The sequence below is a fragment of the Providencia sp. PROV150 genome (genome assembly GCF_028481025.1).
Taxonomy (GTDB): Bacteria; Pseudomonadota; Gammaproteobacteria; order Enterobacterales; family Enterobacteriaceae; genus Providencia; species Providencia hangzhouensis.
The window spans coordinates 62,953-85,532 of record NZ_JAMPPJ010000003.1; the positions used below are offsets into that span (position 1 = coordinate 62,953).

Here is a 22,580-nt window from a genome sequence, read left to right on the forward strand (position 1 = left end):
AGGTGCCAATTGAGATTTTTACCCGTCAATTTAAGTGCTTTTATGGTGGAGTTGGAATGTCTTGAACAAACAATGGCATTGGCTGATTCTTTAACAGAAATGCCTATTTATGGGATTGATGAAATAACACCAGCAGCAAGGACGATTTTAATTCGTTACAACCCGTTCAGGATTGATGTAAATGAGTTGGTTGAAAAGATATCGGTTAGGGATGTATCGAGAATGGCCGGTAAAGCCAGTAAATTGGTGACTATTCCAGTTCATTATAATGGAGAGGACCTCTCGGATGTTGCAGCGCATTTAGGGATATCTACTGCAGAAGTGATACGTCGTCACACAGAAAATGAATTTCAGGTTGCATTTAGCGGTTTTGCTCCGGGTTTTGGTTACATGGTGTCGAAAGGCGCTAATCTGAATGTTCCAAGGCGTCAATCACCAAGAGTGCGTATCCCTGCGGGATCTGTTGCCTTAGCCGGGGAGTTTAGCAGTGTTTATCCACAAGCTAGCCCAGGGGGATGGCAGTTAATCGGTGTGACTGAGCTATTAATGTGGGATATCAATCGACCAGAACCCGCACTTGTTCAGGCAGGCATGCGGGTAAACTTTGTTGATGCAACAAAAAGCCAGATTAGCTATAGCTTGCCAACTAAAGTAAGTATTGAAAAAAATGCTGAGAATGTCAGTGCTGATTTAACCGTTTTAGCGACAGGATTACAGGTTTTATTCCAAGATTTAGGGCGTATTGGCCAATCAGCATTAGGTATTTCAGAATCTGGCAGTATGGATAAATCGGCATTGCGTAGTGCAAATCGTATTGTGGGGAATAAATCAGACTCCGCCGTTTTAGAGATAACGCAAGGTGGGTTTAAGGCTCAAGCGCACAAAGACCTTATTGTTGCAGTGACTGGTGCACCTTGTACTATTGAGGTTCTTACGGAAGAAAACCAACAATATCAAGTTAATACTTATCAACCAATTCATTTAGCAAAAGGCGATACCATTAAATTAAGCCGCCCTAACAAAGGGGTACGTAGTTATTTCGCTGTGCGGGGTGGTTTTAACATTGAACCTATTTTATCAAGTTGCTCGTTTGATACGCTGGCACAAGTTGGCCCTGCCCCAATCAAGGTAGGTCAAACATTAACGGTTAATACTAATTCGTCTCCATTAGCCGTTTCATTAAATGAGACACCTGCTTTTGATTACCCAGCAGAAAATGATGTTGTGGTTTTGGATGTGATATTAGGACCTCGAACGGATTGGTTTACAAAACAAGCCGTTGGCCAACTAACAAAGCAATTATGGCAAGTCACTGCGTCATCAAACCGAATAGGCTTGCGCTTATCTAGTGAAAAACCGTTAGATCGCGAGCAGTTACAGGAGCTACCGAGTGAAGGGACTTGCATTGGGGCTATTCAAGTGCCAGCAAATGGCCAGCCCGTTTTGTTTCTCAATGACCACCCTTTAACTGGCGGTTATCCCGTCATTGGCGCGGTATGTGAATACCATTTGGATTTAGCAGGGCAAATCCCTGTGAATGCCAAAATACGTTTTAATCCACTTGGTGAATTTAAAGTATTATAAGGGAGCCATTGTGCTTATGAAAATGAATAACAACAAAAAACATAAAGTATTGATTGCTAATCGAGGCGAAATTGCAGTTCGTATTATCCGTGCATGTCGTGATTATGGTTTCCAGTCTGTTGCGGTTTATGCGGACAGTGACATTGAAGCTCTCCACGTCAAAATGGCTGATGAAGCCTACGGGCTTGGGGGAAACTCGCCAGCAGAAAGTTATTTAAATATTGAAAAGTTGATTAGTATCGCTCAGCAGTCTGGTTCAACCATGGTGCATCCGGGGTATGGTTTTTTATCTGAACGCGCTGAATTTGCGCGTGCAGTTGAAGGCGCAGGGTTAATCTGGATTGGGCCTAGCGCAAACAGCATTGATATACTAGGGGATAAGGTTCAAGCTCGCCATATTGCAATGCAAGTCGGTGCACCGCTAGTGGTTGGTACAAAAGACCCTGTGAATAGTGCACAAGAAGTACTAGAATTTGCTCATCAACACGGTTTACCTATTGCCATTAAAGCAGCATTTGGTGGCGGTGGCCGAGGGCTAAAAGTAGCTTGGCAACTCCATGAAGTTGAAGAACTTTATCACTCAGCAGTGCGTGAAGCGACCGCGGCATTTGGCCGAGGTGAATGTTTTATTGAACAATTTTTGCATAACCCTCGGCACATTGAAGCCCAAGTTATTGCAGATACGCATGGCAACGTGCTGGTGGTGGGAACACGTGATTGTTCACTACAACGGCGTAATCAAAAACTGGTTGAAGAGTCACCAGCCCCTTTTTTATCGGAGAACCAACAACAGCAAATTGTCCAAGCCTCAACGGATATTTGCCGCAAAGCGGGCTATGTGGGAGCAGGAACCGTTGAATTTTTGCTAAGCCAAGATGGAACGCTGTCATTTTTAGAAGTGAATACGCGCTTACAGGTTGAGCACCCAGTCACAGAGGAAACCGCAGGGATTGACTTAGTGATTGAGCAGCTACGTATTGCGGAAGGTTTACCTTTAAGTATTAATGAGATGCCGACTCCTCGAGGGCATGCGTTTGAATTTCGTATTAATGCCGAAGATGCTGGGAATGGTTTTTTACCGACCCCCGGCACTATTACTGTTTTTGATGCACCAACGGGGCCGGGAGTCCGTGTTGATAGTGGCGTAACGGCAGGGACAACAATACCGGGTACCTTTGATTCATTAATGGCCAAATTAATTGTCGTGGGGAGTACTCGTGACCAAGCCATTTCGCGTGCACGTCGAGCACTGGCAGAATTTAATATTGAAGGCGTTGCATCCGTATTACCATTCCATCGTGCAGTAATAGAACAAGCTGATTTTTGTGATAATTTTAGCGTACATACGCGTTGGATAGAAACTGAATTCAATGTGGAAATTCCACCAGCAAAACGGCAAATTCCATTATCGGATCCTGCGATGACTCGTACTTTTATTGAAATTGATGGGAAGCGTTGTGAGTTAGGTTTGCCCACTCAACTTTTTTCTGGTTTCTCAGTCAATAATTCAGCGGCATCCCATTCAGCCCCTCAATTAGTTGATAATCCTGATGCGGTCAACGCACCTATTTCCGGGATATTATTTAACTGGCTGATCCCTCAAGGAAATAATGTTTCTGAAGGGGATGTGATTGGTGTAATGGAAGCCATGAAAATGGAAGTGCAAATTGTTGCACACCGAACAGGAACGTTGAAGTATTGCGCTACTAAAGGGGATTTTGTTGAAGCAGAAAGCCCAATAGCTGAAATTATTTAGTTTGATGCCAATTAAGTTTGAGCTAAAGGAGTTAGCTCAAACTAACGGGAAATTCGCTCTGGCAGCGTTCTTAGAGGAAGATGAGGCGCAGGAATAGCATGTTTTTCTTCAGCGGTCATTTCATTGCTATCGCGGTAAACCTCACCACAGAGAAAGTAGAGATTCGGTCGTTTTGATTCTAGGTATTTTTTTCGGCTCATGCATTGTTCTTGTGTAAAAATAGTTTCAGTCACCGGTAATGCATCGCATGAATCCGTACCACAAGGGCTAACCCATAACGCCCAACCAATGAGTACCATATGTCCTGCCATTTACATTGCCTTCCTTAATAAGAACCAATATGAACCGCTGAAAGTGATGACTGCAAGTAACTATCTAATTCACATACGCATTATAGGTTAAATTCTAACATTGAGTTAACCAAATGTATGTATTTAGGCATGATGAATTGTTTCATTCACACTAAAAAGCAAATCGTTATAAATTAAAAAGTTGGGAATTATCATAAGTATAAAATAAATGATTCGATAATAAATAAAGTAGTATATTGTTAAAATTACATTATCAATATTGAATGTTTTTTTGTGTCAGATCGCAAAAAAACAAAATAATTATCTACAAATATCCGATATTAGAGCTCAAGCCTGTCAATTAAGGCTATTTTTAACTAGGATTATGACAACCTCTAATAAGAAAATAGATAGGAATAAATCATGAATGCCATGGAAGAAGTGCTTTCATTTTGGTTTGAGGAATCGACACCAAAACAATGGTTTGAAAAAAGCGCTAAGTTTGATTTAACGATAGCACAACGGTTTGCTCATATCTGTGAACGCGCAGCTAAGGGAGAATTAGCTTATTGGCGGGCATCTATTCGTGGACGTTTAGCGGAAATTATTGTTCTAGACCAGTTTTCACGTAACTTATGGCGTGATACACCACGGTCTTTTGCTCAAGATGGGATGGCTTTAGCATTAGCGCAAGAGGCGATTAAGCAACATGATTATAACCTTCTGACGCTGTCACAGCGCAAGTTTGTTTTAATGCCATTTATGCACTCTGAATCCAGTTTTATACATTTACAGGCGGTTGAGCTATTTCGCATGCTGGGTGATGACGGTACATTAGATTTTGAAATGAGACATAAAGCGATTATTGATAAATTTGGCCGTTATCCTCACCGTAATGAAATTTTAGGTCGGCCATCAACACAAGAAGAAATTGCATTTTTACAAGAGCCAAACTCTTCTTTTTAGACTAAAACCAAATGAGCCCATATTTTGTTTAACTAGCTCATTTGGTTTAGTTTTTATTTAGCGAAATAATTCAGCCCTGACTGGCGATAATTCTAATTTCAATTGTAGTGATTTGAGGTAAATTTCAGTGATCTGTGCAAGGCTAGGGTAAAAAGTGGACTCTGTTTTGCTTTGCTGCACTAGCTCTAAATAGCGATACGCCCAAGGTAACAAATGTTGCTCAAATAGAGCAATAACAGCGCTGTCGTCCTCTTGCTCTGCTAACGCAGAAACTGCCATCATCATTAAGCCAAATTGGTCTTCAGGTTCACGGATTCCAGTATCAGTGACTAAACCTTTCGCTTGCAAAAAGTCGCGATAAGCCGCAGTTGACTCACCCATAACAGTATTATCATGCTCTAAGTACACAGAGCCCCAAGGCGGAGCAGGCATACTGCCTTGTCCTTCGAATAAGATGGAATAATCATAAGAGATATCATCAGGTTGTGTTTGTGACAACGAAGTACAAATAGCCTGAATTTTCTCTGGGTTATCCCATGTACATAACTGTGGTAGTTCACCCAAGACAGAGTAAACGTTACGTAAAGTGTCCGATTGCGGAGGGTAGTAGAAAAACGCACCAAGGATGCGGATCATTGTCGTGTCAATCATATTATTTTATCCGTCTTATTTCGCGCTAAAGCATGACATCATTATTTAATTTCCTGCTACTGTATCAATGCAGGTGGTGTTGAAGATATCTAAACAAAGAACCCCAAAAGGGGTTCTTTTATGAAACACTATAACATAGTAATAACAATGCCTTACATGGTTATTTGCCACAAATTATAGAATGCAATGCGGCCAGCCAGTTCAGCTAATAATACTGCGGCGGCACAAGTTGCTAATGTCGCTTTTGGTGCGCGGTGCTTTAACGCCATACCAACGAAAGCAGCTAAAGCAATAGCTAAAACAACAACTTGGAAGCCCCAGAAGCCTGTTTGTTCACCGCTAAGAGCGGGACCTGTTTCTGCTAAAAAGGCTTGATAACCCGCACGGCTTGCAAAAATAGCAAAAGTACCAATTAAGAACGAAGCAATACCTAAGCCACGAGCACCGATTGCAATGGCGAGCGCACCGCCACCGACTAACATCGTCATCCACATTTGCAGTGTGGTATAACCGGTGTCCCAGTTAGCAATAGTGGCGATGTTGTATACTTGAGGTATTGACCAAACAAATGCAAGTCCAGAAACTACCGCGGCAATATTAGCCAGCTCACGTAATAACGTATGTTTGAAAAACAAAGTAAAAAATAACGTTGCAGCAGCGCATCCAACAAATACGCCACTTAAGAACGCTTCATTACTCATTGGTGAACGGCCTACCCCCAGTAACATATTAAAGAAGCGTAGTGGCTGGCCAACGTGTAACCCACCGATACCTAAACCAATTATCATAATGATAAAGGCAACGATATTGGCAGTTTTTAGCTGATTATCGTCAATAGAACCCATTCTACGGCTAATATAAGCGAGTAAGAAAAGCCCAGCGGCTGACTGTCCTAAGACGGTGAAAAAAACGAGTGGTAATTCATGCATCTTACACCTCCGCAGGGTTTTTTAATTCGCCACTTTTATCGCCAAATGGCTTCGCATCTTTATGTGGTTTGATGACAATATTCGGGTTCGTCAGGCTTGGGTCTGGCATTGGAGCAATGCCACACTCTGTGCCGTGTAACTCACGAAGAACATTAATGTCATCAAAATCTAAAGCACGCTGCGGGCAAGATTCAACACAAACAGGTTTCATCCCTTTTGCGACGCGCTCATAGCAGCCGTCGCATTTACTCATTAGTTTCTTCTTCTCATCAAATTGTGGGGCGCCATACGGGCAGCGCAACTCACAATAACGGCAACCAACACAAATAGATTGGTCAACCACGACTAAACCATCTTCTTCTCGTTTATGCATTGCACCGGTTGGACAACCCGCGACACAAGTCGGGTTTGAACAGTGGTTACATGAAATAGAAAGATAGTAACTAAAGACATTTTGCTGCCAAATACCATCTTGTTTTTGCCAACTACCGCCACCGAACTCGTAGACACGACGGAATTTTGGGCCTAAATCTAAATCTTTTTCATCCTTACAACTGACTTGGCATGTTTTACAGCCAGTGCATTTTGTGGAGTCAAAGTAAAAGCCATATTGTTTCATCATTCAACTCCTTAAGCGCGTTTAACTTCAACAAGGTTAGTATGTTGTGGGGTACCTTTAGCCAATGGCGAAGGAACATGCGAAGTCAGTGTATTGATACAACCACCGACATCTAGCCCATCATTATTAAGAGTACGCCATGCACCTTGTGGAACGGCGATAACACCGGGTAATACACGCTCTGTCACTTTCACTTTAATTTGAATACGACCACGGTCATTAAATATTTCAGCCAGATCACCATTATTCAAGCCGCGTTGCTGGGCATCGACTGGATTGAGCCAAAACTGATGTGGAATGGCTTCACGTAGCATAGCAACATTGTAATATGATGAATGCACATGGCCTTTATCATGAAAGCCCGTCATTAATAGCGGATGCTTTTGTTGGCTTGCTTGGGCTTCAACACCTTCTTTATTGACGCAATACTCAGGAATGGCAGGAATACGTTGGCCTTCTGGTAATTCCCAATTTTTAACACGTTCAGCTAGTTGTTCTGAATAGATTTCCACTTTACCTGACGGCGTTTTCAATGGGTTATTGATTGGGTCATCACGGAATTTCTTCAATGCAATATTTTCTGAGCTGTTCAGGAACTTACGGTCGATAATGCCCGCACCGTCGGTTTCGCTGAATTCAGGTAAATGAGGCATTTTTTCACGTGTTTTGTTATAACAGAACTCAATCCATTCAGCGTAGGTACGGCCTTCGGTGAATTGTTCTTTTACACCCATTTTTTCAGCAATTTCTGCTAACACATCGTAATTAGGGCGGTTTTCCCACAGTGGCTCAATGGCATTTTGTAGGCGAACTAAATAATGATACGCACCACTTGCATAGGAGTTATTGATTAAATCGTTGGTTTCTACAGTTGTGACATCCGGTAACAATAAGTCTGCATATTTTGCGGATGGGGTATCATGGTTATCCCATACTAGAATGAATTCACATTTGGATTCATCTGCAAGTATTTCATGGGTTTTATTTAAATCGCCATGTTGGTTACCAATGACATTACTGGAGTAGCACCACATAAACTTGATGTCGTTGTTTAGTTTATCGACACCTTTAATGCCACCATTCTCTGCGGTCAATTCTTTCCCGCGAACAATTGCTTCTGACCACATATAAGTCGGAATCAAGGCTTTTACTGGGTTAGGTAAAGCAAAACCTGCAACAGGATAAGCATAGCTGTTACCCCACAGCCCAGTGTTAGTTCCTGCACGACCAATGTTCCCAGACATCAACGGTAACATCATAATAGAACGACAAGCTTGCTCGCCATTCTCTGTGCGCTGTAAACCCCAGCCTTGTGAGATCCATGCTCTATTTGCATTACCGATTTCACGTGCAAGTTGTTTAATACGTGCGACTGAGATACCCGTTAATTTGCTCGCCCACTCAGGGGTTTTTGCGATGCCATCGGGGCCATTACCTAAAATATAATCTTTATATGATGCATTGCGCGGTGCAGAAGCAGGTAAGGTAGACTCATCCCAACCAACACAATAGTTGTTTAGGAATTCTTCGTCAGTCAGGCCTTCTTCGATCATGACATAACCGAGAGCAGCAACTAATGCGGCGTCAGTACCTGGGTAAATAGGTATCCATTCTGCGCCAAGCGTTGTTACGCTATCAGTGCGACGCGGGTCAATAATAATAACTTTTGCTTTGCTTTTATCTAACGCATTGAGGGTTTCGTAAAATTGACCGCCCCCAGACATACGCGTTTCAGCAAGGTTGTGACCAAACATGACGACTAAATCTGAATTTTGGATTTCAGATAAATAGGATTCTTCAATACTGCCATATACGTAAGGCGTGATTTCCATTAATTGCGCATATGAATATGTGCCATAATCACCCAAGAAACCACCGGTTAAGCTTAATAAACGTTTACAAGCAGCACGGCCGTGTAAGTTTGCGCCTGTTGAGCCCGAGCCATATTGATAGTAAATGGCATCACTTCCATATTTATCAATAGTATACTGCAGTTTTTCGGCGATAATGGTTGTTGCCTCATCCCATGAGATCTTTTTAAATTTACCTTCACCGCGTTTACCAACTCGTACCATTGGGTATTTTAAACGGTCTGGGTTATAGGTTTTCCAGCGCACTGAACGGCCACGCAAACATGGGCGGATTTGGTGTTCACCTAACGTTGAGTCGTCATACATTGTTTCATTGGAAATGCGGCTGATAACACCGTCTTTCACATGAACTTTTAATGGACAGCGGCTACCACAGTTTACTAAGCATGCGCTATAGCTGATTTTTTCGCTGACTTCGTCAGGCATGATCGCTGGTGTTTTTGCTTGAGCAGCAAAAGGAAGAGTGATTGAGCCAGCAACAGCAGCGACACCCGCAACGGTTGCAGAGGTTTGTATAAACTCCCTCCTGCTCAGTTCTCCAAATTGAGTATTTATTTTATTTTTATGCATTGACATTGCCTATATGTAAATAACAACATTACTTTCTTGTTTTATATGTTAAAAAAAGTTTCTGTTGAGTTACATGACTTACATCAATGTTATCCCTGATAAGATAAATGTATTTATTTAATTTATAAGGATTTTTTGTTTGCTATAACATAGATTAGTTCTATTTCTATTAACTATCGAGGTATTAATTATTATATAACGATTGAGTCAAAGTAAGGAAAAAGAGGGATATCTCCCTCTTTGAAATACTACTTTAGGTGTAGATGGATAAGAAAATTTAACTAATCACTTAGTATTAATTATTTTTCTGGGGAATAGCCTATCATCCTAACATCATTTCCGGTAGGTGATTGATGTACCATCAGATTAAATTGCGGAAGGATGGAAAAGATATGGTCAAAAATGTCTGACTGTATTCTTTCATACTCCACCCATACGGTTGTATTCGTAAACGCATATATTTCGATTGGGATACCATTTGAGTCAGATTCTAGCTGTCTGACCATAATCGTCATATTTTTGTGAATATTAGGGTGTGATTTTAAATAAGCTTCAATGTAAGCCCGGAAAGTCCCTATATTTGTCAGACGACGTTGATTTAAAGGGATTGCTTTATCATCAGGTAGGCTAGAATTAAAGACTTGAATCTCAGATATTTTTTGCTCGATATAGGGCTCAAGTAAATTTGCTTTAATACAGTACGCTATTTCTTCAGATGTTAAAAAATGCACACTGCTAGCATCTAAGCGGACACTACGCTTAATTCGGCGCCCACCAGACTCTGTCATTCCTTTCCAGTTTTTGAATGAATCAGAAATAAGTGCATAGGTAGGAATAGTGGTTACTGTGTTGTCCCAATTACGGACTTTTACCGTAGTTAAACCAATATCAACCACAGCGCCATCAGCACCGTATTTAGGCATTTCTAACCAATCGCCAATGTTAACCATGTTGTTGGCTGAAAGTTGTATCCCAGCAACTAACCCCATAATAGGGTCTTTGAACACTAGCATCATAACAGCGGTCATTGCACCAAGACCGCTGAGAATAATTAGAGGCGATTTGCCTATTAATAGCGCAATGATCATGATGCCAATTAGAATTGTGGCAATCAGTTTAAGGCTTTGAAATATTCCTCTAAGAGGTAAATGCGCGGTTTTAGCCGCACGTTGGAGTACACCCAGTATAATATCAAGAACAGAGTAAAGGGTTAGTAAGCCAAATAATAGGCACCAAGCCTGTGAGCCGACCTTTAGAACGGCTTGTGCAGTCGAGCCTGAATGTAACCATAGCGTAGCTTGGATATTGACAACAACACCTTGTATAACAAATGCAAAGCGATTAAAAAGATTATGTTGAGTTATTAAATGAATCCAAGTTCCTGCACTTTTTTGCCCGCGCTTTTCGAGTTGAGGAAGTAATATTTTATGCAGAATTAAGTGTAATACGCAGGCGACGATTAGAATTAAACCGAGCACCATAAGTAAAGAGGCGAGGTTAGCGTAATCTTGGTTGAACTGACGTACCCAGTCTAGCAGTTGCTGCTGCATGGTTTCTCCTTCTTGAGGGTGTTAGGAACAATGGTTTATAAAAATATTCGGTTTATAAAAATATTCGATAGTTTAAAGACCTTATCATATTCACAATGAAAATTCATGGCGAACAATATTAAACTCCGTCTTAATTCTTATTGTTAGTTCTAAGTATTGTGCAGTATATGAATGCAATATTAATGACAATAAAGTCATTATAAAGGAGCGGGTTCGTTAATTTGATTAGTTATGTAACATTTACATAACATTACATGTGATAAGGATTTTCTGATTGCGAGTCTTCATAACTAAGCATAATGTTCTACAAACTTCCTAATGTTATATTAACTTTGCAGGAATTTATTATGAGCGTATTTAAAAAGCCGACTTATTCTGTTCTTTTGCAGTATATCTTATTACCCGTTATTGCCTGCACTCCATTTCTCGCTAATTCATCTCCTAATGGCAATCAAGGCCAAGGGAATGGTAAAGGAAATCAACAAATTCATGGAAACAAAGGAAATCAGAATAAAGATAAATCGAATAAAGGGGATGGTAATCAACAGCTAAAATATGCCAAAGCAAGCGAATCTTACGATAAGAAACGAGGTTCTAATATTAGTTTTAATGTGAGTTTTGGTAATGTAAGGCCTTTGGCCATTGAATATGGTTTGACGGGTTATCGAGGGTTGCCGCCAGGCATTGCAAAGCAAGTTGGTCGGGGTAAACCCCTTCCTCCAGGTATTGCCAAAAAAGCGTTACCTTCAGCTTTTTTAGCTCAATTACCCGTTTATGTTGGGTATGAATGGAAAATCAGTGGCCAAGATCTTGTCTTGGTTGCGATAGGAACAGCGATAGTCGCAGAAATTATTGAAAATGTTTTCGAATAAAAAAAACGACCTTGATTTCAAGGTCGTTGTGCAAAATAAATGCAATTAACGCTAATGATTAGGTAACTAAAAGGTCTGATTGACTAAAAAATGATTAACTCGCTTACATAAAACGTTTAGACAGTAATTCAACAACTTCTTGCACACTGCTGATAAATTCTTTGATGCTGTTCATCGATAACTCCAAATTAAAATGTGATCCAGATCACGTGAGAGCATTTTAGCCATTAACATGTTAATGTCAAGTTAATATTAAAAATAATTTTAAATATTAAATTATTTTTTAAATGAATGTCTGGCACTTGTTTTTGACTGCAAGTTTTTACCACAAGACATGCAAAAATCCATAAATGGGCACAAAAAGTGTGAAGAATTGAAAGGTAATTTTTATAATATGGTGTATGGTTAATCAGAGGTTAGGTAATGATTTGATTGATAAAGGAATATAACTCATGATTGCTTATGTGAACGGCCAGTTTTTACCTGAAGAAGACGCATCAGTATCTGTTTTTGACCGTGGGTTTCTATTTGCGGATGCAGTATATGAAGTGACAGCAATAATTAACGGTAAGCTCGTTGACTTTGATCGTCATATGGCTCGTTTACAGCGTTCTTGTGCTGAATTACAGCTATCACTACCTTATGATTTAGCAGAATTAAAACAAATTCATCTTCAATTAGTTCAGAAAAATAATATCGAAGAAGGGCTTGTATATCTTCAGTTGACCCGTGGTAATGCACACCAACGTAGTTTTTTATATCCGGATAAACAGACGAAGCCAACATTAGTCTTATTTGCACAAAAGACACAGATTGTTGAAAATGAAAAATCAAAATATGGAATAAAAGTTGTCACTGTAGATGATATTCGTTGGCAGCGTTGTGATATTAAAACAGTTGCTTTATTAGCAGCTTCGATGGTAAAAGAATACGCTAAACAGCAAGGTGCAGACGACGCTATATTTGTTAAAAACGGCTATATTACTGAAGGAAGTTCCAGTAATTGTTTTATTATTAATCAACAAAACCAAATACAAACACGGGGGTTAAATAATGAAATATTGTCAGGTATTACTCGCCAAGCGATATTACAACTTGCTAGAGAACAACAAATAGACATTGTTGAAAAGCCATTTAGTATTGATGAAATGTTAGAAGCCAAGGAAGTCTTTATTACCTCGGCGACAACATTAGTTTGGCCAGTTATTATGGCGAATAACCAATTCATTGGGGAAGGTAAGCCGGGGAAACTAGCTATCCGGCTACGAGAGATATACTTGCAAAAATTAAAATAATCACATGAGATATCTAAATGTTATTTTAATTGCATAAATTCTTTAACTGAAGAAATGGTTACCATGCCATCCAATGCCTGAATACTTTGCTGGTGGAGTTCTGGCGTTGGAGCGGCACATAAATCCTCAAGTACTGTAACAAAATACCCTAAATCATGAGCCTGTCTAGCAGTGCTTTGAATGGCCTTTACGGTACTAACTCCGCCAATAAACAACTCGGTAATATCATTATCGGTAAGCCATTTATGGAAATGATTTCCTGCAAATGCAGAAACCCCTTTTTTAATCATTACTGGGTCACGAAATGCCACTTCAAGGTCATGAGCCCAATGACACCCAGAGCCACTTAATTTTAAGGCTCCAAGTTTTTTAGCTTGCTGAAACATAGGGGAGCCAGCAGGAACATCGTGATAATTGTCTGAAAACCCAACCTTAACCCAAATCACGGGAATATGATGGTTTCTTGCATATTGTGCCGCTTGATTAGCTTTTTCAACGATTTTTCGCGAGCAAGTTTGCTGGTAACTTGAATTAGATAAGCCATTTTTACCAATTATCTCTTCAATGAGATCAATAATTACTAATGCCTTGGACATTATTGCCTCTTTTAGGTGTAAGTATATTAACGTATAACGGCGTATACTATCTGGAAAAAAGCGTGAATGCTGTTAACTCAATAACATTATTCGATTTAGGGTAAGTCAATAATAAAACCAATACCTTGATTGTCTAATCCATCAGTAACTCTAATTACAGCACCGATTTTATGGGCTAAATTCTGGGCAATTGATAAACCTAAACCGCTTCCGGTTTCCATTGTTCCAGGTACTCGATAAAAGCGAGAAAATATAAGCTGGCGACTGTCTTCTGGAATTCCTCGGCCGTTATCTTGAACAGAAATAGTCCCACCAAATGGGGTAAGGTCTTTCAAAATGACCTTGATTTTCCCTTTTTCAGGGCAATATTTAATCGCATTTTCAAGCAGATTAGTAAAAATATTACTTAATGCGAGTTTATCTGTGAGGATATAAAAAGATTTTGGGCTTTGGAGTTCGACATCAATATCTTTGTTAATGGCGTAAGGTATGTGTGAAGATATTAAATGGCTGATTAATGCAGGCAGGTCAACTTGTTCTTTATTTAGCAAGAAATCTTCAGTTTCTAAACGAGCTAAGTCAATTAATTGATGTGATAGAGAGGCCGCACGATTTAAAGTTTCTTGCATATCATTAATAATTTCGCCTTTTTCTTTTGGATTATCAATTTGCATTAACAAATGCAATTGAGCAATAACAGCCGCAATCGGCGTCCGTAATTCATGTGCGGCGTCTGCCATGAAGCGCTTTTCACGTTGATTCGCAGCATCAACACGAGACATAAGGTTATTTATTGCAGCAATAATAGGCCGAATTTCTTTATATTGCTCTTTTGTTTCTATAGGAGTTAAATTACCCGGCTGACGGCTGGAAATGAGTTTTGCTGATTGTCTTAAAGGCCGCAAACTAAAATAAGCGGTAATTAAAATTGCTAGCAACATAATACCTAAAATGAAAGCGAGGGGAATGGCTGTCCCTTCGGCTGGATTACCTAATAAGGATTTACGATCACTATAAGATTCAGCAATGACAACCTCAAAGGTTTTTTGATCATTCCATGCAGAAGTAAAGTGCCAGTCTTTATGTAATGCAGCGAGCTCAGAAACGGATTTAAGGGAGGGAACATGTAATTTGTCGCTGTTCCGGTAATAGACATTCCCTTGTTTATCTCTGACAACCATAAAAGGCCGATAACTAATATTATCGCCACTTTCCATTGCGCTAGAATAAAGTTCTTGTAGGTTGTCGGCTATTTTATTGAAATATTCAGGTTTATCAGCAACCACATCAAGTGTTTTAGCAAACCCTTGAGTGACGATATTCTGTTGTGCATTTAACTCATCATGAATTGATGGCCAATAAAAAAACTGGAGCCAGCCAACTAATAATAACCAAAGAAAAATAACGGAACTGATTTGTAGCCCGAATGTATAAATAAAAAATGATTTAACTTTCACTTAGTGGCACTTCTTTTTTTAATAGATAACCAATGCCACGGATAGTAATTATACGGTCTTTACCTATCTTTCGGCGTAAATTATGAATATGAACCTCTAAAGAGTTACTTTCTACATCATCCAATCCGAATAGACGCTGCTCTAAATCCGTTTTTCTGACAACATTATCTGCATTTTTTATTAATTCATAGAGTAATAGATATTCTTTCCCGGATAGCAGTAGCAATTGCTCATTAAGGGTTACTTGATGATTAAGTGGATTTAATTGCAGGTTACCCAATTGCCATATTTCAGATGAAAACCCAGCCATACGGCGACTAACGGCTTTCACTCGGGAAATAAGTTCAGGCATAGCAAATGGTTTTGTTAAAAAGTCATCAGCACCTGAATCTAAACTAGAAACTAAGTTATCCATTTGGTTTCTTGCCGTGAGAATGATTATTGGAATAGTTTCGCCCATATTACGCCAAGCTATGAGCTCGTCATGACCATCGCCATCAGGTAAGCCCAAATCTAAGAGCATTAGGTCAAAATTGCGAGATGCGAGTTGTAACTTTGCATCAACAAGTAGCCTTACCCAACAAGGATTAAAACCTGCAAGCTCCAGCCCACGACATAGTGCTTTTCCCAATTGAAGATCATCTTCGACTAATAGGATATTCATATTATCACCTCTACTAGCCAGTATAAGCAGGCAGTGAGCGTCAGACAATATGAACAGTTCAAGTTTGAAGCGTATTTAAGCATATCTTAAGGTTGGTTTAACCCATCTTTAAGGTACAAAAAAATAGACTGTTTATTATCGTTTTATCATTCAAGCAATAAGAGCATTGATAATGAAACACGCATTTTATGAGGTGCCATTGTTTATAGTCGCAATCGCGCTTGCTTTAATCTTTATTGGAAAAGATTTTAATAATACGTCCACAGTTAGTTTATCACCCCTAAAACTAAATGAAATTTCTACTTGTGCAAATATTACTAACTGTATTTCGCAGGTTAGAACAACTAATGAAGAGAATGAAAAGTTGAATCCAGTGAAACAAATTAAAACCTTTCTTAGGCATAAAATCTATTAATTAAAAATGAGTAAAATTTAGATATAAGAAATTTAAAACAACTAGCTGCTTTAATAATCAGTGTGTTACCTTGCAGTTGTTCTCTGGCTGATGAAAGTACTTTTGTTGTTTGGAGGGGGGGAGTCAATATTGCGCCAGTTTATGAAGGTGTAAAAAGCCTCACGTATTAGTAAAAAAGGAATGTCATTGGGTAAAACATTCCTTTTAAGTATTTGGTTAATCCTCTGTTGTTTCTTCTGGGACCCAACCATCATCCATCCATATTTCTTCCAGTATTTCTTCAATACGAGTTTTATCCTCCGCTATTTTTGTTCCTGAAATATTAACGCGTTGTTGTGAGCTAAACCCAACCCGAGTTACCATATCAGGATATTGGTTCTGAAGTTTGCGTAAAATCTCAGTTTCAAGAGCTTGTAAAACCACTGAACTGGGTTTTTGCGGAGCGTTTTTATCAAATAATACTTCGATACGTAACATGATAGCCTCTAGTAAAGACTGTATTAATATACAGTATTTTTAGAGCTATTAGACAAAAAAGTCAATATAGAGCTGCAAATATTTTTATCAGTAAATTAAGTGAAAAAATAATATCAATATAAAACAAAAAGTTAATCTTATGAGCGCTTGATAAAATAATTGTCAGAAAATTAAAAATAGGTATTCTATAAAATATATTTGATGAAGGTGAGTTTCGATTAAATGTTACATGCTTTAAGAATTAAAAGTGAAGATAGCCAAGCGATAGCTATGATTAACCAGTTATATGACACCGCTTTTCCGTTATATGAACAAAGAAGCTATCAGGGAAGAAAGGCAATATTGAATCATAGCGATTATTATTTGCTCAATTTCAAAGAAAATGACATTTTTATTGGTTTTATTGGTTGTTGGAAAATCGAAGGTTATTATTATATTGAACATTTTGCCATTTCCCCTGCATTAAGAGGGCAAGGTTATGGGCAAAAGGTACTAAAACAGTTTTGTCATGATGTAGGCAAAGTGATTCTAGAAATAGACCCTATTATTGATGAAATCAGCCAAAAACGTTGGTCTTTTTATCAGCATTGTGGTTTTCAACAAAATGAATACGCCCATGCTCATCCAAGTTATTACCCAGAAAATAAGCCGCATGAGCTTAGGGTGCTAAGTTATCCAGAAGAGATTGCTCAAGAAGCTTATCAGCAATTTAATCACATCTTACAAACGGTTGTGATGGATAAAACGCTATTATAGTTCATCATATCGATGGTATTAATCAGGTATATAGCAATAGATAAGTTCGGGATCATTATCATCTAAATTTTCTATGTAGCCACTAGGAACAAAGCCAGCTTTTATAAAGAGCTGTTGAGTGGCAGTATTCGATTGATTTGTAGAAGTAAAAATTTTGGGAGTTTTGCTCTGCATTTTTAGTTTATTAATTAAAATGAGGCCAAGGCCTTGTCGACGATGGTTTTTATTTACCATTAATAGCTCTATAAAGGCATGGGAATAGAAATGATAATGTAGAACGCCATAAGCCAATATTTCGTTGTTGGATTCCAGTACATAACATATTCCTTGCTCGCTCCATTGGGTAATGTCTTTATAGCGTTCTGCGGTCGCAATGGTATCTATGGAAAATATAGCATTTATATCAATTGGTGTTGCTACTCTAAAGTTAGTTTTCATTATTAATCAGTTATTTGTCAATGCTAAATGTATTAATTCAAAAATATTACAGTATAGGATGGTTTAAATAAAAGGTTAATATGAAAACTTAAAATAAGTTCATTACAATTATTGTTTTTTTAACCTGTTGAATTAAAACAATTTTAATCTTATGGCAGTTAACTAAAAATCTACCATAAAGCTCGCTCTTTGCTATCATTGAGTCGTTGTTAATCTATACAGTGGTAATTCTTATCAAATTTAAGAAATATAGAATATGATTAGCCTAATTTTCTTATTATTGGGGAATAAACCATGTCTCAAAATATTTATGATGACCCTGATTTTTTTGCAGGCTATGCAACATTGCCTCGCTCAGTCGAAGGGCTAAGTGGTGCACCAGAGTGGGATGCAATACAACGGTTATTACCAGATTTAAATGGGAAATCTATTATAGATTTAGGTTGTGGTTATGGCTGGTTTTGTCGGTGGGCAAGTGCTCAAGGGGCAACACAGGTAACAGGCGTTGACCTCTCAGAAAAAATGTTAACAAAGGCGATTTCAATGACAGATGATTCCGCTATAACATACTTACGTGCTGATTTGGAAAAGTTGAGCTTACCTACTGAACAGTATGATTTAATCTATAGCTCGCTGGCTCTACATTATGTGGTCGATATTTATTCTCTATTAACTAAGTTATATCAAGCTCTAAATCAAGGTGGGAGGGTGATTTTTTCTGCAGAACATCCAATATACACCGCACCACTTATTCAAGAATGGTGTATAGATAAGTATGGTAATAAAGCCTGGCCGGTTAATCAGTACCAGCAAGAAGGCAATAGAATTAGCCATTGGTTTGCTGATGGTGTCGTAAAGCAACACAGAAAATTATCCACTTGGATTAACTTATTAATTTCTGCTGGGTTTGAAATAATTGAACTGGATGAGTGGGGGCCATCGTGCGAGCAAATTATAAAAAATCCAACATTAGATGAGGAAAAAGAGAGACCAATGATATTTATTATTAGTGCTCAAAAGCCATAATTAAAACCTTATGTTTTGGTAAAGTTTAATACACATCACAAGGCGATTTATTATGGTTCAATGAATCGTTAAAGACTGTTGTTGGTATAATGCACGCAACGGCTTATGACTAGTTACTATGAGAAATATAGTCATGGGTAGTAATTGACAGGTATGTGTAATGATTGTTTGTTAGTAAGAGTAGTAATAGCGGATATAAAATGAAAAGAGAAATGTTGTCACCTGCCTACACGACAAATTTTGATGAATTAGCAGTGGTTAAAGTTAGAAAATAGGTTGGATTTTTACCCGACTTTTGCCCACCTAAAATTTCATGCATAAAAAAACCAACCTTAAGTGGTTGGTTTTCTTAAAATAAGTTGGTCGGCATGATAGGATTTGAACCTACGACCCCCGACACCCCATGACGGTGCGCTACCAAGCTGCGCTACATGCCGAACTTTGGTTAATACTACTCAATTTGCTTCTAAAAGCAATAGACTTATGATGCGACTGGTTGATATTTAAGCACTAATTTTCATTAAAACGCTTTAATTCAGTAAAGATTTTCAACAACTCAGCCAAATCAGGTTTTTCATTTCGTTCTATGGCACCTTGTTTATCGTAGATATTAAACTGGCCATTTTGATCCATGTAGAGAGTGGCATTATCTGTGGTAATGACAACATCGTCGTTGTCACCCGTGATCACCCATGGGTAAGTACGTTTAACACTAAATAAATCTTCACCTTGGCTGTAATCATCAGGTGGATTACTGACATGTAATAAACGCTGCATCAGTGTTGTCATCACATCTTGATGGCTTGTTAGCTTATCTATCTGCTGTGCAGGTGTGTTTGGCCAATAAATAAACAGTGGTATCTGCATATTATCACGGTTGAAGCGTTTACCATCTAACCATTCGTTTTCTGCTTTTCCTTGGTTATTGTAATTTGCCGTCACAATAACAATGGTATTTTGCAAGCGATTATCACGCTGTAATGCGGCCATTACGCGATTGATTTGTTCATTCGTTTTTGCACTTCCAGGTGTTCCTTTAATATTCAGGAAAGAGAACCAAGGCGAGCCGTTATTAAGGTTATCTAGCCAGTTATTCCACTGTGTAACTGTTAAGTTGTCATTATCTGCAGTTTTTGCAGGTAATGAGTAATCAGCTAAAATAGCTTGTCTGAATAATGGAGAATTAAAGCCATCTGTTGAGAATAAACCAAACTGATACCCTTGATGTTGTAAGGCTTCAATTAGCGCTGATGGATGGCGACCATTGAGAATATTATCGAAATAAGTCGATGAAATACCATAGAATAGGCCAAATAGCGCAGTATCGTTACGTAGCCCAGCCGTGTAGTGATTCGTAAACTGCGTACTGATTTCTTTAAATTCGTTTAACGCCCCCATAGAATCTTGTTGAGATTTATCTCCTAGATCATCAATGACCAACAATAATAAGTTGTAATCAGCGCCTTGGTCATAATAACTTAAAGGTTTCAATGGGTAGTTTAATTTAAGTGCCGTTGGGCTACCTTGTTGGAATACACGATTTTGATGTTCGGTTAAGTCTAATAGACCATACCTATCAAGTAGCTTGCGAGCTGTCATGGGTTGCGACAATGGATAATTGTAGCGTTGCATGGTGATAGGGCGATAGAAATTAGCGTCGGCCCATGCATACATCAGGTGTGACATAATAAAAGTCACAATAAAAATAGCCGCCAGAGGTTTGCCGAATGTTTGGCGGTTTAAACTACGTAGTTTTTGCCAACTCCAAGTCGCAAATAACATTTCAACAAGAAAGATAATGGGAATACTGATAAACATCAGTTGCCACTCACGAGCCATTTCCCCCTTAGTTGGGTTGATGACCAAGTCCCAAACTTGCGGTGTTAAATGCAAACCGAATTGACTAAAAACACGGATATCAAAGATTAATAGTGTTATTCCTGCCGTTGCAAGGGCAACACAAAGTAGCCTCAGCAACCGCTGAGACATAACAATAAAGGTCAGTGGAAAAATAATTAGCAAGTAAGTCGCAAAGACCACAAAACTAAAGTGACCTAACCAACTGACGAAAGCATAAATTCGGCCAGTTAAGGTATCTGGCCAATCAAAAATAAACAGATAGCTGCTACTTAACACGAGGCTAAGCAGTATATTGAATAGTGCAAACCAGTGCCCCCAACCAATCATGTTAGAGACTTTGTCACGGTAGCGCAGGTGGGTGACCATACTGTTTATTTCATTAATCAATTAGTGTGATTGATCTTCTTTAACAGAAGAAAGTAATGCATTTGCGAATGATTCTGCAATCATTTTACGTTGCGCAGGCGCAACCGACGTATTCAGCAGATTCGTTACCATATTACCTAACACCATGAGGGAAAGGTCAACAGGGGTGTGATTTTTTTCTAACACACTCACGAGGTCAGAAAGTAAACCTTCAACTTTTTCATCACTATAGCGAGATGATTGTGGCATAAATTGAGACATCCTAAATTAATGAAAGCTACATATCATAGCGTATCACAGTTGGTTTTTCTTCTTTCTTCGCAACAAATTTTTGTTTAAATGGGAATAATGTTAATTCAGATTCGTAAAGTGCGTATTAGTTCAGCGTAATCAGGCTAAAAATAGAACAAATGATGGTTTCTGTTGCAGATGAATAATATCAATGTTTGAATACGCGCAACATTATTTTCGCTATAACGAAGGAGCCAACAATGAGTCTGGAAATTAACCAGATAGCTTTACACCAGCTAATTAAAAGAGATGAGCAGACCCTAGAGGTGATGTTGCGGGATTCTCTATTGACAGCAGATGGTGTCGTACAAGACATGATGGCAGAATTGCACCGCGTCTATAGTGCTAAAAGTAAAGCATTTGGTGAATTTAACGAAGAAAGTGAACTTGCTGATGCGCTAAAGTTATTGCGTAAGGGCGAAGAAGAATTTTTAGGTTTCAGCCGTGCGATGACGGTTCGCTTGAAAGATGAATTAGCCAAATATCCTTTTGCGGAAGGGGGCGTGGTTCTCTTTTGTCAATACCGTTACCTCGCGGTCGAATACTTATTAATTGCGGTGCTCAATAGTTGTGACAGCATGTTTGTCACAGAATCATTGGATTTAGGCACGACACATTATTTAGATATTCCTCATGCAGATATTGTCGCACGTATTGATTTAACCGAATGGGAAACCAATCCTGAGTCAAAACGCTATTTAACTTTCTTAAAAGGTAGAGTAGGGCGGAAAGTTTCTGATTTCTTTATGGATTTTCTGGCTGCATCTGAAGGGTTAAACGCAAAAGTTCAGAATAAAGGCTTGGTTCAGGCACTTGATGATTTTTGTGACAATGCACAAATGGACAAAAATACGCGCCAAGCTTATCGCCAGCAAGTACATAGTTATTGCACAGAACAATTACAGTCTGGAGAGGAAATAGAGCTACAGGCGTTGGCAAAAGAGCTGCCAATGGTTGAAGAACAAAGCTTTGACGATTTCGCTCGCCAAAATGATTATCAACTCGAAGAAAGTTTCCCTGCCGATAGAGGAACGTTAAAGCAATTAACGAAGTTTTCGGGGAGTGGTGGCGGGATCACGATTAGCTTTGATGCGATGCTCATGGGGGAGCGTATCTTTTGGGACCCTGTCACTGATACGTTAACCATTCGTGGTACACCACCTAATTTGCGTGATCAATTACAACGCCGTGGTACTAAATAGGTTGTGGTGTTGAAGAGGTAGAAATAAATAACGCCGCAATTGCGGCGTTATTTACTCGGCGTCCCGAAAATTTCTAAAG

Annotated in this window: 22 protein-coding genes and 1 tRNA gene; 9 read left to right on the top strand and 14 right to left on the bottom strand. The window is 39.0% G+C overall.

The window, feature by feature from the left end; genetic code table 11:
* Window positions 1-9: 9 nt before the first annotated feature.
* Both PSE83_RS03550 and PSE83_RS03555 read left to right on the top strand, forming a co-directional pair.
* A complete protein-coding gene (locus PSE83_RS03550; RefSeq protein WP_272660665.1) occupies window positions 10-1,584 on the top strand; it encodes a 5-oxoprolinase/urea amidolyase family protein in 1,575 nt (524 codons plus the stop codon).
* A gap of 16 nt (window positions 1,585-1,600) precedes the next feature.
* Window positions 1,601-3,340, top strand: coding sequence for an acetyl/propionyl/methylcrotonyl-CoA carboxylase subunit alpha (locus PSE83_RS03555; RefSeq protein ID WP_206077543.1), 1,740 nt, complete (start codon window positions 1,601-1,603; stop codon window positions 3,338-3,340).
* A 41-nt stretch (window positions 3,341-3,381) separates the two neighbouring features.
* Here PSE83_RS03555 and PSE83_RS03560 read toward each other — a convergent pair whose 3' ends face one another.
* Window positions 3,382-3,651 (bottom strand): hypothetical protein, encoded by a 270-nt coding sequence (locus PSE83_RS03560; RefSeq protein WP_004259979.1) that lies wholly within the window; start codon window positions 3,649-3,651, stop codon window positions 3,382-3,384.
* A gap of 402 nt (window positions 3,652-4,053) precedes the next feature.
* Here PSE83_RS03560 and PSE83_RS03565 point away from each other — a divergent pair, with 402 nt between their 5' ends.
* Window positions 4,054-4,596 carry a DUF924 family protein gene (locus tag PSE83_RS03565; RefSeq protein WP_004259983.1) on the top strand — a complete coding sequence of 181 codons (543 nt, stop codon included), beginning with the start codon at window positions 4,054-4,056 and terminating at the stop codon, window positions 4,594-4,596.
* 57 nt (window positions 4,597-4,653) lie between these two features.
* Here PSE83_RS03565 and PSE83_RS03570 read toward each other — a convergent pair whose 3' ends face one another.
* The 5 genes from PSE83_RS03570 to PSE83_RS03590 form a co-directional block, all read right to left on the bottom strand.
* On the bottom strand, window positions 4,654-5,247 hold the full coding sequence (locus PSE83_RS03570) for a TorD/DmsD family molecular chaperone (RefSeq protein ID WP_004259987.1): 594 nt from the start codon (window positions 5,245-5,247) through the stop codon (window positions 4,654-4,656).
* 152 nt (window positions 5,248-5,399) lie between these two features.
* Window positions 5,400-6,176, bottom strand: a complete 777-nt coding sequence (locus PSE83_RS03575) for a dimethyl sulfoxide reductase anchor subunit family protein (RefSeq protein WP_004259991.1) — start codon at window positions 6,174-6,176, stop codon at window positions 5,400-5,402.
* Between the two features lies 1 nt (window position 6,177).
* Window positions 6,178-6,795 (bottom strand): DMSO/selenate family reductase complex B subunit, encoded by a 618-nt coding sequence (locus tag PSE83_RS03580; protein WP_036958092.1) that lies wholly within the window; start codon window positions 6,793-6,795, stop codon window positions 6,178-6,180.
* 11 nt (window positions 6,796-6,806) lie between these two features.
* Window positions 6,807-9,236 (bottom strand): DMSO/selenate family reductase complex A subunit, encoded by a 2,430-nt coding sequence (locus PSE83_RS03585; RefSeq protein ID WP_153673333.1) that lies wholly within the window; start codon window positions 9,234-9,236, stop codon window positions 6,807-6,809.
* Between the two features lie 299 nt (window positions 9,237-9,535).
* On the bottom strand, window positions 9,536-10,786 hold the full coding sequence (locus PSE83_RS03590; protein ID WP_094962319.1) for a mechanosensitive ion channel family protein: 1,251 nt from the start codon (window positions 10,784-10,786) through the stop codon (window positions 9,536-9,538).
* Window positions 10,787-11,133: 347 nt separating this feature from the next.
* Between PSE83_RS03590 and PSE83_RS03595 the strand changes: the two genes are divergently transcribed.
* On the top strand, window positions 11,134-11,658 hold the full coding sequence (locus tag PSE83_RS03595) for an anti-virulence regulator CigR family protein (protein ID WP_036958093.1): 525 nt from the start codon (window positions 11,134-11,136) through the stop codon (window positions 11,656-11,658).
* A 452-nt stretch (window positions 11,659-12,110) separates the two neighbouring features.
* The gene (locus PSE83_RS03600) at window positions 12,111-12,953 is read left to right on the top strand and encodes a D-amino-acid transaminase (protein WP_172767054.1); all 843 of its coding nucleotides are present in this window, start codon (window positions 12,111-12,113) and stop codon (window positions 12,951-12,953) included.
* Window positions 12,954-12,973: 20 nt separating this feature from the next.
* On the opposite strand, the gene PSE83_RS03605 is transcribed toward PSE83_RS03600, so the two are convergent.
* The 4 genes from PSE83_RS03605 to PSE83_RS03620 all read right to left on the bottom strand — a co-directional run bounded on the left by PSE83_RS03605 (window position 12,974) and on the right by PSE83_RS03620 (window position 16,562).
* A complete protein-coding gene (locus tag PSE83_RS03605) occupies window positions 12,974-13,549 on the bottom strand; it encodes a cysteine hydrolase family protein (protein WP_164565201.1) in 576 nt (191 codons plus the stop codon).
* A gap of 95 nt (window positions 13,550-13,644) precedes the next feature.
* Window positions 13,645-15,006 carry a sensor histidine kinase gene (locus PSE83_RS03610; RefSeq protein WP_004260020.1) on the bottom strand — a complete coding sequence of 454 codons (1,362 nt, stop codon included), beginning with the start codon at window positions 15,004-15,006 and terminating at the stop codon, window positions 13,645-13,647.
* Window positions 14,996-15,670, bottom strand: coding sequence for a response regulator (locus tag PSE83_RS03615; protein WP_272660666.1), 675 nt, complete (start codon window positions 15,668-15,670; stop codon window positions 14,996-14,998). The genes PSE83_RS03610 and PSE83_RS03615 overlap by 11 nt, the downstream gene beginning before the upstream one ends.
* A 631-nt stretch (window positions 15,671-16,301) precedes the next feature.
* Window positions 16,302-16,562, bottom strand: a complete 261-nt coding sequence (locus PSE83_RS03620) for a DinI-like family protein (protein WP_004260032.1) — start codon at window positions 16,560-16,562, stop codon at window positions 16,302-16,304.
* 222 nt (window positions 16,563-16,784) lie between these two features.
* Between PSE83_RS03620 and PSE83_RS03625 the strand changes: the two genes are divergently transcribed.
* Complete coding sequence (locus PSE83_RS03625) at window positions 16,785-17,318, top strand: GNAT family N-acetyltransferase (RefSeq protein ID WP_272660667.1); 534 nt, start codon at window positions 16,785-16,787, stop codon at window positions 17,316-17,318.
* An 18-nt stretch (window positions 17,319-17,336) separates the two neighbouring features.
* Here PSE83_RS03625 and PSE83_RS03630 read toward each other — a convergent pair whose 3' ends face one another.
* Window positions 17,337-17,756 carry a GNAT family N-acetyltransferase gene (locus tag PSE83_RS03630; RefSeq protein ID WP_196732082.1) on the bottom strand — a complete coding sequence of 140 codons (420 nt, stop codon included), beginning with the start codon at window positions 17,754-17,756 and terminating at the stop codon, window positions 17,337-17,339.
* A 294-nt stretch (window positions 17,757-18,050) separates the two neighbouring features.
* On the opposite strand from PSE83_RS03630, the gene PSE83_RS03635 reads away from it, so the two are divergent.
* Both PSE83_RS03635 and PSE83_RS03640 read left to right on the top strand, forming a co-directional pair.
* Window positions 18,051-18,782: a class I SAM-dependent methyltransferase gene (locus PSE83_RS03635; RefSeq protein ID WP_004260042.1), complete on the top strand. Its 732-nt coding sequence runs from the start codon at window positions 18,051-18,053 to the stop codon at window positions 18,780-18,782.
* A 164-nt stretch (window positions 18,783-18,946) separates the two neighbouring features.
* Entirely contained in the window at window positions 18,947-19,057 is a 111-nt protein-coding gene (locus PSE83_RS03640) for a DUF4113 domain-containing protein (protein WP_226616964.1), read from the top strand.
* An 85-nt stretch (window positions 19,058-19,142) separates the two neighbouring features.
* On the opposite strand, the gene PSE83_RS03645 is transcribed toward PSE83_RS03640, so the two are convergent.
* The 3 genes from PSE83_RS03645 to PSE83_RS03655 all read right to left on the bottom strand — a co-directional run bounded on the left by PSE83_RS03645 (window position 19,143) and on the right by PSE83_RS03655 (window position 21,257).
* Window positions 19,143-19,219 (bottom strand) — tRNA-Pro (locus tag PSE83_RS03645).
* Window positions 19,220-19,292: 73 nt separating this feature from the next.
* Window positions 19,293-21,008: an LPS biosynthesis-modulating metalloenzyme YejM gene (gene yejM / locus PSE83_RS03650; protein WP_164565231.1), complete on the bottom strand. Its 1,716-nt coding sequence runs from the start codon at window positions 21,006-21,008 to the stop codon at window positions 19,293-19,295.
* 21 nt (window positions 21,009-21,029) lie between these two features.
* Window positions 21,030-21,257: a YejL family protein gene (locus PSE83_RS03655; protein ID WP_004911940.1), complete on the bottom strand. Its 228-nt coding sequence runs from the start codon at window positions 21,255-21,257 to the stop codon at window positions 21,030-21,032.
* Window positions 21,258-21,499: 242 nt separating this feature from the next.
* Here PSE83_RS03655 and yejK point away from each other — a divergent pair, with 242 nt between their 5' ends.
* The gene (gene yejK / locus PSE83_RS03660; protein WP_004260056.1) at window positions 21,500-22,501 is read left to right on the top strand and encodes a nucleoid-associated protein YejK; all 1,002 of its coding nucleotides are present in this window, start codon (window positions 21,500-21,502) and stop codon (window positions 22,499-22,501) included.
* The last annotated feature ends 79 nt before the right edge of the window (window positions 22,502-22,580 follow it).